The 12,443-nt window shown below is 59.6% G+C and carries 12 protein-coding genes and 2 pseudogenes; 5 read left to right on the top strand and 9 right to left on the bottom strand.

Annotated features, from left to right (window positions below; genetic code table 11):
• The 4 genes from MBENS4_RS26660 to tnpA form a co-directional block, all read right to left on the bottom strand.
• The coding region (locus MBENS4_RS26660; RefSeq protein ID WP_242404937.1) for a transposase at positions 1-172 on the bottom strand (172 nt) is incomplete at its 3' end.
• Between the two features lie 23 nt (positions 173-195).
• On the bottom strand, positions 196-1,731 hold the full coding sequence (tnpC, locus tag MBENS4_RS11735) for an IS66 family transposase (protein ID WP_039390921.1): 1,536 nt from the start codon (positions 1,729-1,731) through the stop codon (positions 196-198).
• Positions 1,732-1,762: 31 nt separating this feature from the next.
• Positions 1,763-2,119 carry an IS66 family insertion sequence element accessory protein TnpB gene (gene tnpB, locus MBENS4_RS11730; RefSeq protein ID WP_039390920.1) on the bottom strand — a complete coding sequence of 119 codons (357 nt, stop codon included), beginning with the start codon at positions 2,117-2,119 and terminating at the stop codon, positions 1,763-1,765.
• A complete protein-coding gene (gene tnpA, locus MBENS4_RS11725; RefSeq protein ID WP_039392281.1) occupies positions 2,116-2,565 on the bottom strand; it encodes an IS66-like element accessory protein TnpA in 450 nt (149 codons plus the stop codon). The genes tnpB and tnpA overlap by 4 nt, the downstream gene beginning before the upstream one ends.
• Before the next feature lie 217 nt (positions 2,566-2,782).
• Between tnpA and MBENS4_RS26655 the strand changes: the two are divergent.
• Positions 2,783-3,085: pseudogene (locus tag MBENS4_RS26655) on the top strand (IS630 family transposase); the annotation flags it as partial.
• Positions 3,086-3,194: 109 nt separating this feature from the next.
• Here the strand turns inward: MBENS4_RS26655 and MBENS4_RS11720 are convergent.
• The 5 genes from MBENS4_RS11720 to MBENS4_RS11700 form a co-directional block, all read right to left on the bottom strand.
• Positions 3,195-4,286, bottom strand: a complete 1,092-nt coding sequence (locus MBENS4_RS11720) for a tetratricopeptide repeat protein (protein WP_144400901.1) — start codon at positions 4,284-4,286, stop codon at positions 3,195-3,197.
• 61 nt (positions 4,287-4,347) lie between these two features.
• Positions 4,348-5,616: a polysaccharide biosynthesis tyrosine autokinase gene (locus tag MBENS4_RS11715; protein ID WP_039390918.1), complete on the bottom strand. Its 1,269-nt coding sequence runs from the start codon at positions 5,614-5,616 to the stop codon at positions 4,348-4,350.
• A gap of 110 nt (positions 5,617-5,726) precedes the next feature.
• A complete protein-coding gene (locus MBENS4_RS11710; RefSeq protein WP_039390916.1) occupies positions 5,727-6,554 on the bottom strand; it encodes a GumC family protein in 828 nt (275 codons plus the stop codon).
• A 154-nt stretch (positions 6,555-6,708) separates the two neighbouring features.
• Positions 6,709-8,016, bottom strand: coding sequence for an O-antigen ligase family protein (locus MBENS4_RS11705; RefSeq protein ID WP_039390914.1), 1,308 nt, complete (start codon positions 8,014-8,016; stop codon positions 6,709-6,711).
• Positions 8,017-8,184: 168 nt separating this feature from the next.
• Complete coding sequence (locus MBENS4_RS11700; protein WP_039390912.1) at positions 8,185-8,457, bottom strand: hypothetical protein; 273 nt, start codon at positions 8,455-8,457, stop codon at positions 8,185-8,187.
• 366 nt (positions 8,458-8,823) lie between these two features.
• Here MBENS4_RS11700 and MBENS4_RS11695 point away from each other — a divergent pair, with 366 nt between their 5' ends.
• The 4 genes and pseudogenes from MBENS4_RS11695 to MBENS4_RS11680 form a co-directional block, all read left to right on the top strand.
• Positions 8,824-10,200 carry a hypothetical protein gene (locus tag MBENS4_RS11695; RefSeq protein ID WP_039390910.1) on the top strand — a complete coding sequence of 459 codons (1,377 nt, stop codon included), beginning with the start codon at positions 8,824-8,826 and terminating at the stop codon, positions 10,198-10,200.
• Between the two features lie 18 nt (positions 10,201-10,218).
• Positions 10,219-11,244, top strand: coding sequence for an acyltransferase family protein (locus tag MBENS4_RS11690; RefSeq protein WP_039390908.1), 1,026 nt, complete (start codon positions 10,219-10,221; stop codon positions 11,242-11,244).
• Between the two features lie 523 nt (positions 11,245-11,767).
• Positions 11,768-12,180: pseudogene (locus MBENS4_RS24735) on the top strand (transposase); the annotation flags it as partial.
• A 73-nt stretch (positions 12,181-12,253) separates the two neighbouring features.
• Positions 12,254-12,443: transposase (locus MBENS4_RS11680; RefSeq protein WP_144400944.1), on the top strand; the 190-nt coding region annotated here is incomplete at its 3' end.

Genomic DNA, 12,443 nt, shown 5'->3' with positions numbered 1-12,443 from the left:
CCCCTTCGCCCTGTTCGCGCAGCAGATTGCGCCGCCAGGTGTAGATCAGGCTGGTCGATACGTCCCGTTGCCGGGCCACGTCCGCGACACATGCGCCCGGCGCGAAGGCTTCGGCCAGGATCTGGAACCGCTCCTCGTCCCGCCACCGACGCCGCCGCTCCGGCCCCGTCATTACCGTGATCGTAAGCGATGTTCTCAGCCCACGGCGGTCCAGGGCATGAGTTCGCCGAGGGCGTTGGCTGGGTGACCATTTGCTAGCCTGGTGAGTGTTTCGGTCATCCATGTGTGTGGATTGACGCCGGCGATCTTGCAATTCTCGATGAGCGTGGCGATCACCGCCCAGTTATCGCCGCCCTCGTCGGAGCCGGCGAACAGGGCATTCTTCCGATTGATCGCGAGCGGACGGATCGCGCGCTCGACGACGTTGCTGTCAAGGTCAACGCGGCCGTCATCGAGGAAGCGTGAGAGACCATCCCAGCGGGTGAGCGCGTAGCGGATCGCTTCGCCGAGCTTGCTCTTGGCGCTGACCTGACGGTTCCGGGCATCGAGGTAGTTGTGCAGGTCATTGACGATGATGCGGCTGCGTTCGTCACGGACCTGACGGCGTTGTTCGGCGGGGTTGCCGCGTATCTCGTTCTCGATGACGTAGAGCGAGGCGATGCGGCGAAGTACCTCGGTGGCGACCGGCGATGTATCGGCGAGCTCGTAGAATTTGCGGCGCACGTGCGCCCAGCAGAACGCGAGGCTGATCTCATTGCGGCGCCTGGCGAGCGCGGCATAGCCGCCATAGCCATCGACCTGCAGGATGCCGGCAAAATCGCCGAGATGCGCTTGTGCCCGTTCGCCCTTGCGGTCGGCGGCATAGACGTAGGCGACCATCGGCGGATCACCGCCGCCCCAAGGGCGATCGTCGCGGGCATAGGCCCATAGCTGGCCGGTCTTGGTCCGTCCGCGGCCCGGATCGAGTACCGGCGCGGTGGTTTCATCCGCAAACAGCCGTTCTGATCGTCGTAGCCGCTTGAGGATGTGATCGCGCAAGGGACGCAGGTACCATGCTGCCCGCCCGACCCAGTCTGCCAGGGTGGATCGATCAAGCTGGATGCCTTGCCGCGCGTAGATCTGCGCCTGGCGGTACAGGGGTAGATGATCGGCATACTTGGCGACCAGCACCTGCGCGATCAGCGCTTCGGTGGGAATGCCGCCCTCGACGATCCGTGCCGGTGCCGGGGCCTGCACAACGGCGCTCTCGCACGAGCGGCAGCCGTAGCGTGGGCGGCGGGTGACGAGAACGCGGAAGGTGATGGGCACGACGTCGAGGCGTTCGGCCACGTCTTCACCGATCTGGTGGAGCGCCCCGCCACAACAGGGGCAGGCCCGGATGCCATCGACTTCTTCCACATCGACAACCTGCTCGATCCGCTCGAGATGTGCCGGCAGCGAACCGCGGTTGGTCTTGCGCACTCGCTCGGCCGGGGCACGGCTCGCCTTGTCCCTGGCATGCACGGCCTCGGCCAGGGCCGTCTCGACTTCCTCGAGGGCAAGCTGGAGCTGATCGGGATCGAGCTGTTCGGAACGGCGGCCGAAGCGATGACGCTGGAGGGCCTCGATGATCGCCCTCAGTCGCTCGGCCTCGGCCTTGAAAACCTTGAGGGCATCAAGCTCGCGGGCCTGTTCGAGGACGAGCGCACGGAGCGCTTCGACGTCTTCGGGAAGGTCCGCCTCGATGAGCATGAGTGGAGTGAATCAGTCCGCGAAGGCCCCGTCAACCGGCAATCTGTGGGGCGATCGGACGGCGTCCGCCATGTACACGGCGCCAGTCCAGCCCCTCGAGCAAAGCGCCGAGTTGCGCGGCGGTCAGACGCATCACGCCATCGCGGATGCCCGGCCACTTGAAGCCGCCGGTCTCGAGCTTTTTGGTCATCAGGCACAGGCCGGTCCCATCCCACCAGACGAGCTTGATCCGGTCCGCGCGCTTCGCCCGGAACACGTAGATCACACCTGAATAGGGATCGGCTCCGTACTCGGTCCCGACAAGTGCCGCGAGCGAATCCGCGCCCTTGCGAAAATCCACCGGCCGCGTGGCCACCATCACCCGCGCGCCAGGACTAGGTCCGATCATCGCGGCGCCCTGAGCGCGTCGATCACTGCGGTAATCGTGCCTACGTCCGCGCCGCGACCGATCTTTACGGCGACGCCGTCGATCTCCAGCTCGACAACGCTGGTCTTGGAACGCCGTTGTCTGCGGGAGCGCTTCACTGCCGGAGGCGGATCGCACGCTGGCTCCGGCTCAATCACGGCGGGTACGAACGTCGTGGGCGGTCGAGATGCAACTGGCAAGGTCAGGCCGCGATCTTCCAGTTGCTTGCGAAACTCGCGCCGCCACGTGAATAGCTGCGATGGGCTCATCCCGTACCGGCGTGCCACCGCACTCACCGTCTCCGCTTCCGAATAGCTCTCCGCCACGATCGACGCCTTCGTCTCGGGCGCCCAATCCCTTCGTCGTCCCCTTCCGGTAAAAACCTCGAACCGCTGAACCCCGCTTGTGCCAACATCATCACACGGCATCGTCATAGCACCAGCGCCTCCCGCCCACATCAAGGCGTGGAAAATCAGCGCTGCGCTTCAACAACACAAGGTGGGGCTGGGACAGCGCTTACCCGTGATCTGCCCCATGCTGCGCTCCTAAGCTCGCTCATACGAGCCCTCTTAAGACCGGTCGTTCACTCTCCGGACAAGGCGGGGCTCACCGGATGGGTACGAAATCCAAGGGCTCACATGAGGCGAAGCGCGGGTCGGCCAGAAGAAAACAACCACGCGGCGCTGGGCCAGACGCGGAACGCGGCCATCGTCACCGAAGGATCAACGGACAAAATCGGTCTATATCTTCGGCACAATCTGCCTGGATCCTGGCAAGGGCACCGCGCTCGTCCTGCCGTTCTGCAGTACCGATACCATGTCGCCATATCTCGCCGACATATCACTCGCCGTAGCGCCGGGGGCCCGCGCGTTCGTGCTGATAGACCAGGCTGCTTGGCACATGACCGGCAAACTCGATGTGGCCAATAACGTAAGCATTGTCGCGCTGCGGGCCAAACGTAGCGTAGCAAAGCTGCCGACCCTTGAATCTCGCGGGAGGGAAGCTCCGGATCACGTCCACCTCACTCGCGCCATTGGCACGGAACGCTATAAATGCATTACTCCACCTGAAGCGCGAAATTCCTGCCGACGCCCTGCGCCAGGAACAAATTGAAACGCTGCGTGGTGCAATCGGAGGGGATCTCTATCTTTTCGCCTTGCACGGAAAGTGTGACCTGGCGCAGCCTCCACCCAGGCGTACCGTCCGAAGAGAGACATGAAATCTGAACACGTGGCGGAGCCGACATCGAAAGATCACCGGTGTACCGCAGTATATGCGTGCCAGGCCTCAGACGGCCATTCTTCACCCCAATACTACTCGCTCCCGCGCGCCGATTGCGATAATGGATCGTCGCACCCTGCCCCGATCCGGACCATTCATAAGTCAGCCCAGGCGCGAAGGACAGTCGCCAATCGTAGGGTGTCTGGCCATCGCCGGCTCCACCAGCTCCGAACGCCAGGTCATAAGCAGCCTGCAGCTGTCGCTCACCTTTACACGGTGCCGACCAAACCTTCCAGGCCGCGTCTGCATAGCCTCTACCAAGCGCATTGCTAGCCAGTCTGTCGACAGTAGTGCATCCAAGCTTTCGCGGAGCCATCATGCTCGCCAGACTGGTAAGCGCTTCGACCGGAAGGTTGTTCATACCCCACGAAAAGAACGTTTCGCTCCCCTGCGGATCTTCCCTCAGCCAGGACGCCATGCTCTTGACTCCCTCATCGTCGGCAAGAATGGTTTGCGCAACCCTCAGACTTTCCTCCTGCCGCCCTCCAACAGCGAGGAGAGCACGAAAGCGCGCCACGGCCATATCCGGTTGCTGGTTTGACATCGCGACTTCGGCCACGAAAACCTGTGTCGCGGGATCCCGCCAGCCTCTGCCCGAAGCCGCCACGAGCCATTGTGACGCGGCCTCGTATTCCTTCTGCTCGATCAGGGTCGTTGCCATGGCCGAAAGATTCTCGGCCGGCACCGGATTGCGAGCCAGATTTTGCCGGGCATATGCTGTCGCCTGCTCGGTATCTCCATCTTCAACCGCACGCCATGCGAGGCTCGCCAACGAGAAGTTTCGCAACCATCCCGGGACCTTGTCCGCGTAGCTCACCGAGCTGACCGCCGTGCGATCCACCCCGACACCAAGGGCTACGAGCATCATAGCTGCGCAGCCCCCCGACCAGAGCGCCCGCTTCAAAAGCCGCATTGCACCACTCATCCGGTCAAGCCTTGGAAGCATCCCCGTACTGGTAGTAGTTGTTACCATAGTAAGAATATTGACCATGCGCCCGCTGGGTATCGAATTTCGTCAATGCGACGCCGAGGACGGGTGCCCCCGTCAATTGCAACCTGCGCAGCACCGATTTGACGGCACCACGATGGTAAGCCTGCGCATCGATCACGACCAGCACACCGTCCACGTATGCCGAGATCGACGCTGTGTCCGACAGCCCCAGCATCGGCGGACAGTCGAGGATCACGACATCAAACATTGCCCGAGCCCGCGCGACCAGTTCGCCAAGGCGCACGCCGCCCAGCAGCAATGACGGCTGGAGCGGAATTGGCAGCGCCGTGATGCACGTGAGGTTTTCAACACCACTTGGCTGCAGCACTTCTTCAAACGATGCATTGCCGGTGAGATAGGCGCTCAGACCCGGAGCCTTGCGGTCACAGAACTTGGAATGCAACGTCGGACGACGCAAATCGGCGTCGACCAGAAGCACACTCTTGCCAAGAGCCGCCAGGTCCCGAGCAATAGCCTCACATGAACTCGACTTGCCTTCGCTCTCCTTCGAACTCGTCAACATCAACACCCGCGGCAAACCGGTCTGCGTAGACAGGGACAAGTTCGCGACCAGAGTGTGATATGCTTCAGCCACGGGCGAGCGCACGTTGGATATAGCGCTTTGCACGTCTTCACTGTTGGGCACGAGGGCAAGAAGCGGAATACCGAGCTTGCGCTCGACATCCTCGGGCGAGCGGATCGCATCGTCGAAGTATTCACGCAGAAGGATAACCAAGGCCGAAACGACCAGCCCGATCAGCAAGGCGATCACCAGATTGATCAGCATTTTAGGCGAAGACGGCGTGGTTGGCACCTCCGCATAGTCAACGACCGTGATGTTGTTGCTCACGGCGCCGGATGCGGCATTCAACTGGTTAAAACGAGCCAGAAGAGTGTCATAGAGCGACCGGTTGGTGTCGGCGACACGCTTCAACAAATTATACTGCACGCCGCTGTTCTGCTCGTCCATCGAGCTCTTCTGCAACTGTTCGACTTCAGCGCGCAAATTTGCTTCACGCTGGCTAGCCGCCTCGTAAGTCAACTGAATCGACTTCTTGATCGACTGGCCAATGCTCTGAATTCGAGCATTGATTTCAGTGAGCTGCGCCTTGAGGCCGACAACCGAGGGATAATTGGCACGATGCTTTGAACTCTCGTCCGCAAGTTCAGCTTCAAGCCTGGCTCGTTCGCCCAGCAGGCGCTCCACCGAGTTACTCGAGAGCACACTTGGGATGTTCAGAACCGGCTGATCTTCGACAGCACGCCAGGCCTGTTCGGCCGCGATCCGATCCGATGTCGCCTTGCTTGCTTCGTCATTCAGGTTGATGAGTGTCGATTGGTGATCGAAAGAGCGGACTCGCCATCGTTGGTGGCCCCTCCCCCGCTGGCGCCCTGCATTCGAATGAGGCCCGCAGCACGCGAATACTGGTTCAGTTCGTGCTCTGATGTTTCCAGCTTCAAGCGCGCATCCTCGAGCTGCTCAGTGAGGAACTTGCGCGCATACGCCGACGAATTGAATTTGCGATTGAGGTTATTCTCGATAAAGGCATCCGCGAACAGATCGGCAAGTTTTGCAGAATAGCGCGGATCGTGGGTCACGACTTCGATCGAAATAACTCGGCTCTCCACGGGCATAGAGACGGCAAGAGCATTGGTCAGCAAGTTGATTGCTTCTTCTCGAACATACCGAGAAAAACCGTCCGGCGTTGCCTTGGCCCCAACCTGCTCGGAACGTTCCGGCAATTCCGCACCCATCGCGTCATAGAACGTCTGGTCGAGTGCCAGATTTCCCTTGTCGACGACCAGTCCTGCGACCTGGCGGCTACGCAGGATGTCCATCTGGGTCTGCAGGAAACGCTCTGTATCGGAGCCATTTACCGTTGGCGAGAGATCGGAACCTTCGATGATCTGCTCGCCTTCGTCTTCCACCATGACGGCAGACACAGCGGTGTAGCTTGGGACCAACAGCATGGTGATGATGACACCAGCCAGAAGGAAGCCGCCGCAAATTCCAGCGATCCAGAAGCGGTTGCGCAGAATGTGTCCCAACAGGAGCTTGAGATCGAGCCCAAACACTGTCTCGTCGTCAAGCCCCTCGACGTGCAGATCTTCGTCATGCGGGGCCCTGGCGATTGAGCTAGCCATCAATATTCACTTCCTGGTTAAAAACATCAGTGCAAGTTGCACGGCCAAGCCTTGCGGGAGCACGAGCATGACATGCCCGCCATACCTTGACGTGATAGCGTCTTGACAGAGCACAGCAAGAGCATCTCCCTAAGGAAAAATAAGAACGTGCTCCCTAGTGACCAGATACATGTTGCCGCCCTCTACGAGAGCCTGTGAGCAAGAGTGCAACCATGACGCCTGCCACACCAAGGCCTGCCTGAGAGCGCAAGGGATAGTCAACAAGGGATTGCAAAGATGCACAAGTTAAGATCAATGCAGCCCCGAAGCGCGTGCCGGAACTTCCCAGAAATCCGCAACGCACGCCCCCGACGACCAAGACAATTCCCCAAGCCGCGAGCAGAAGCATCCCCACCAGACCGGACTCGATTGCCACCTCGAGCAGTTCATTGTGGGCTCGGCCAGCCTTGCCGTGATCAAGTGTTTCGAGGCTCTCTTCCAGATCAAACACGGCCGAGAAGGCGCCTACCCCTGCGCCAACAGGCATGAACCTTTTAGCGGAATCGTAAGCTTCCGGCCAAAGAGTGGCGCGCGCATCCCCACTCTCCCATGCGAGATACCGCTGCACGACAGCGCTGCCACGATGCGTCGAGGCCACACCGGCGGCAATCAAGCTTCCGGCAAGAATGACCCCTCCTCCGATAATCAGCGCAGAGCGCCCCACCCTCAAGGATCCTCCACCTCGTCGCCGCACGATCCAGATGGCCAATGCCACGACCGCAAACGCCATCACACCAACAGCAGAACGCGATTGCGTCAGAACGCACGCCAACGCAAAGATCGCAACCAGACCATAGAGCCAGATGCCTGATCGCGCCCATCTCCACTTCCCCAGCCCATCCAGGAACGGCAGCAATGCGACCAGGGCGAAAACCAAGAATATGCCAGCTGTATTATGGTTGGCAAACGTACCGTAGACTTGGTTGGGGTCGACACGCCCCCCATAGAGGTTTCCCTGGACATTGCCGGTTGCCAACTGAATAGCCCCCAGCAGGCAATTCACGCCACCCATCAGGACAATCGCCCCGAACGGCCAGAGCCTGCGCGTGCCCTGCAGATCGCTAGCGAGGACAAGCGCCGTAAACGGCACGATAAGACCAAGCAACGCCAGCAAAGTGCGCATAGGCCACAGTGAAATGGGCTGCCACACATCACCTGACCCAAGAAGCTCGAACGTCTGCTGCGCCGGGTCTCGTCCCGGGAGGGCCTGCCAGATCGCAGGCGGAAGCGGCACCAACTGGAGTGCCGGCAAAAGCAGCGTGCACACAACCAGAACGCGCAGGGAGACAGGAGCAGTTCGAAAGAACTGCTCAACCTTATCTCCATTTACGGCAAGAAGGAGCAGAGCCCATATCTGGACAACTGCGTTGGATACGCCAGCACCGCTCCCACCGCCCCCGAAGAAAACGGCGAGCGCTATCAAGGTAGCCAGCTGAAATTCGCTCTTCGCGAACCAAGAACCACCAGGCCGCGTTTGCGTTGAAATACTAAGCCCGCGAGACATCCGGCGTTCAGCCCACCTCAAAAAAATGGGGTCGACCCTCGCTGATTGCGAAAGCCAACCCCGCATTCAATTCGTCACGACCAGCTATTAGCTGCCGCGCGAATCGTTGTCATCATCGTCCGCGATCGCCCAGATCCCGACACCGACGGCAGCCACAGCAGCCACGGCAACGACAACACCGCCCGAGCCGAGGGCATTCGTACGCTTGACGTCAGACGACGCACGCGCGCCGGAAGCGACCGAAGCTGCTGCAACCGACTGCTTCACAGGCAGGGCCGAAGCCTTCGTACCTGCCTGAGCAGCGATCGGAGCAGCCAAAAGGCCAGCGGCCGCAGCCACCGGAAGTACCTTGTTAAGCATTACCGTATCTCCATTGGTCAGCGTCCACGTATGGACCCGACACATTAATACCGCAGCGCACAATTTGTTTCAAGCTAATCCACGGTCAATTCGCCACCAGGATACTCGTCCCACCGACACTCTCCTTCAGTCTGTCAGAAAATCGCGCAAAGCGGCGGCAAGCGATTCGGAGAATCGGAGAAAATATGCAGCAGGAGATATGTTATCTGCCGGATAATTCTGGCAATAGACCTGACCATCGAACCGGGAAGTCGCTACCCATTCACGGGGATTGCCGATCGGAGTATGCGACAAAAAGAAGGAGCTCCGAATGACGCAACGACCACTCGCTTGCACCCGCCCCAATCGCCGCATGGATGAACAGGCATGAGCTCGACGCTGCTGCCATGGCTATGCTGCCTCGTCGACGGTCTCGTTGCCTATCTTGCGATCCGACGCACCACCGCCGTCTCCCCCCTTTCAATCTTCTGCATCTTCAACACAGCCTGCCTTGCGTACTTCGTGTTGCTCGTAGGAGAGAGGGTCACGCCGAGTCAGTACCTCTCGGCAATGCCGTACTTTGGCTTACGCCCTTACATGCTGCGAACCTCCGCCATTTTCGCGCTCCTTAATCTCATGGCGGTTCCGGTCATCTATTCCGTCCCGCAGATCAAGGATGCGAACTTCACAGAACTCCAGAACCGCTTACGGTTCCTACTTTCCCCCCAGGCGATCAACGCAATTCTCGCCATCTTTGCCCTCCTCACCTTCGCCCACGCGGTCGACATCGATCTGGGCTACATGTGGCGGTACCAAGGCTACATGACCCTGCGAAACAATGACATCGTGGGGATCTCCAACCCATTGGCGGCGCTTTACCAGAAGGTGGGGACGCTCGTTGGTGCAGCCTGCTTCGGCATCGCAGCCTTGTGCCATCACTCCAAGCGCCACAAGCTGGTGCCTCTCGCGCTCTTGATCGGCACTTACGGCCTGCTCTACACGCTCGCCGCCGCAAGCCGATCCCTGACCCTCATCTTCATCCTACCGGCAGCCGTGCGCTTCTTCTTCAAAAAGAAGATCGACATCCCTCTAATCACAATGGCAGCCCTCTCCGTCATATCTATTCTTTATGCCCTCAAGGCACGCGGACAGCCCGAACTGGGCCTGGTCCACGTACCCGATGCGCTCTGCGCGATCGAATTCAAGGAATTGTCCGGATCGATACTTTCACTGCTGTCCAACATTGCCCAAGGCGGCCTTGTACTCGCCAATAGTATACGTATTGATTCAAGTTTTGAATTTTCATACAAGGCAAAGTCCCTGCTATCGCCACTCCCGGGAGCTCTCGATGGGTGGCCCCATACTCTTGCAACCTACCAGCACCGCATTACCGGCGCCAATCCCATGGGATCATTTAGTGAAGCCTGGCTTTTTGGCGGCATTTGGTTTCTAGGGCTCTTCGCCGGAACGATGTACCTATTAAGAGCGGTTGTAATGCAGATGTTCTTTCGGGCGTCCCTTTTCACGGTTCCGCTTTATGGCTTGACCCTGCTACTGATTTATCGACTGCACCATTATCCAGCCCGAATTTCACAACGTATCATGCTGCTCATCATAGTCATGCTGATTGCCGACGTACTTTTCGCTAGGTGGCAAGCCAGGCAGCAGCTTCGAGAACGCCGCCGCCGCCGCGCACTGCAACGCCGCCTTCCGACATTCCGAAGCCCCCGCCCCTCTCAGATCTCGACGGCTCATGGCAAGTAGCAAAGCGAGGACCCGCAGATGACCCTACACAGCGAAGGCAAGAGGGTGTTTGCAGATGGCGTCCACGCATTGAGAGCATTCGCGGCAATCGCCGTCGTATTCTATCACTGCGGCGCGACCATGGCCTTGGACAAGTACCAGGGCATGAAGAATATTGAGAGCTACACGCAGGGGCTCGATGCTGGCGTCGACCTATTCTTTGTCATATCCGGCTTCGTGATGGCGCTCCCGCTTTTCAAGAAAAGAAACGTGGACATACCACGTTACTTCGAGAATAGGATTCTGCGGATTTACCCGCTCTCCATCCTGACCGCTTGCATATTCCTAGGGATGGGCTGGGCGGCCATGGGACGCACCCCTGAAGTTGACGATATTCTGAGCTCTATCCTCCTTCTGCCCAATGGAACGACATCGACGCCAGTCGTACTTTGGACGCTGAAACAAGAGCTCCTGTTCTACACCCTGTTCGCCCTCACCTTCGCGAACCGACGTGCAGGTCTGGCGCTTCTAACCCTTTGGGGCGCGACCTCGCTGTTCGTTACAGGCTCCAGCCCTTTGATGCAGTGGCTATTCAATGCACACAACGTGCAGTTCCTCATGGGCATTCTGGCGGGATACCTCTTCATAGAGAGAATGCCGGAAAGAGGGCCTGCCAGAATGATCGGGGGGCTGGGCTCGTTCGCATTTCTGGGACTAGCCCTCACGTACAAAACGCTCGAGCTCACTCCGGAGGTCTCGAGCCTTGTTTTCGGAATACTTGGCACCGCGGCCGTATTGGGCGCAGCCAGTTCCAAGTTGCGCGTGCCAACCGCGCTCATGTTTCTGGGCTCAGCATCCTATTCCATCTACCTGATTCATTTCCTGCTCGTATCCTTCGGAAACAAGGTCGCGTTCAAGCTTGGGCCCGCAATGCCTGGTGTGGTTACACTCGTCCTGGTTTCCAGTTTCGCTGTGGTTGGTGGCTGCTTCTACTATTCAGTCTTCGAAAAGCGATTGGAAAGCTGGCGTCACACATATCTGAAATGGCGCGATGCGAGCAACTAAACACAACCGCTTTGGTGCGCACATCGGCCACAGGTTGGCAGTCGCGTTTTGGACGACGGCTGGCCGCACGTCGCGCCAATTTTCTGCCCCTCCAAGTGTGCTGAAGTGACCCTGTACCGGATTTGCCCCCGGCCAGAACAACAGATCCGGGGCTTCACCACCAAAGTCGTAGGAATACATGATCAAGGTCGTGCCGGGAGCGAGAACATCGCGCAGGCGGATGCGCGCAGCAATCTTGCACGGAGCGGCTCCCCAGCCGTCCTCCATCGGCAGGCCATAGGTCTGGCTGTCAATGCGCATCGCCCAGAGATGGTAGTCGCCCCCCGATCGCGGCCTGGACAATGTCGTGCAGGACCTTGAGAGTGACTTAGGTCGGCACTTCGACCAAGCACCAGATCGGCGGATCGCTGTCCTCAAGCTCGATGCGCAGCGTTGCGATCTGTAGGAAACTGTCGATGGTGACCTGCCCCCGAAAGGTCCCTCATTCTGATGTAGAGTCTGCCCATGAGGAAGGAGCAGACGCATGAGGAAAAGCCGTTTCACCGAGGCGCAGATTATCGGGATGATCAAGGAGCAGGAGGCAGGCCTTCCGACAGTGAAGGTTTGCCGCAAGCACGGGCTGAGCAGCGCGACTTTTTACAAGTTGAAGGCGAAGTACGGTGGCATGGAGGTTTCCGATGCCCATCGGTTGCGGCAGTTGGAGGACGAGAACGGCAAGCTGAAGCGGCTCTTGGCCGATAGCATGCTGGACAACGCGATCCTGAAGGACCTGCTGGGAAAAGGCTGACGACGCCGAGCCAGCGGCGCGACGTGGCGCTCGGAGTGATGCAGACCTACCAGGTTTCGCAGCGCCGGGCCTGCGTGCTGATTGGCGTCGATCCCAAGACGGTCAGGCGCGAACGCCCGCCGGACCACGGAGCGATCCGCGAAGCCATGTGTGCCCCGCCTTGTCCGGAGAGTGAACGACCGGTCTTAAGAGCGCTCGTATGAGCGAGCTTAGGAGCGCAGCATGGGGCAGATCACGGTAATGACGGGGCCGGAGCGGCGGCGTCGGTGGCGGGACGAGGAGCGGTTCCAGATCCTGGCCGAAGCCTTCGCGCCGGGCGCATGTGTCGCGGACGTGGCCCGGCAACGGGACGTATCGACCAGCCTGATCTACACCTGGCGGCGCAATCTGCTGCGCGAACAGGGCGAAGGAG

The organism is Novosphingobium sp. MBES04 (genome assembly GCF_000813185.1).
GTDB classification, from domain to species: Bacteria; Pseudomonadota; Alphaproteobacteria; order Sphingomonadales; family Sphingomonadaceae; genus Novosphingobium; species Novosphingobium decolorationis.
Note: the sequence above shows the minus strand (reverse complement) of the source record. Positions and strands in the feature narration are given on the sequence as shown.

Bases quoted from the DNA above. Each gene is read 5' to 3' on its own strand.
- tnpC (WP_039390921.1), bottom strand. From the start codon at position 1,731: ATGCTCATCGAGGCGGACCTTCCCGAAGACGTCGAAGCGCTCCGTGCG.
- tnpB (WP_039390920.1), bottom strand. From the start codon at position 2,119: ATGATCGGACCTAGTCCTGGCGCGCGGGTGATGGTGGCCACGCGGCCG.
- tnpA (WP_039392281.1), bottom strand. From the start codon at position 2,565: ATGCCGTGTGATGATGTTGGCACAAGCGGGGTTCAGCGGTTCGAGGTT.
- MBENS4_RS11720 (WP_144400901.1), bottom strand. From the start codon at position 4,286: ATGATGCTCGTAGCCCTTGGTGTCGGGGTGGATCGCACGGCGGTCAGC.
- MBENS4_RS11710 (WP_039390916.1), bottom strand. From the start codon at position 6,554: ATGGCTAGCTCAATCGCCAGGGCCCCGCATGACGAAGATCTGCACGTC.
- MBENS4_RS11700 (WP_039390912.1), bottom strand. From the start codon at position 8,457: ATGCTTAACAAGGTACTTCCGGTGGCTGCGGCCGCTGGCCTTTTGGCT.
- MBENS4_RS11695 (WP_039390910.1), top strand. From the start codon at position 8,824: ATGAGCTCGACGCTGCTGCCATGGCTATGCTGCCTCGTCGACGGTCTC.
- MBENS4_RS11690 (WP_039390908.1), top strand. From the start codon at position 10,219: ATGACCCTACACAGCGAAGGCAAGAGGGTGTTTGCAGATGGCGTCCAC.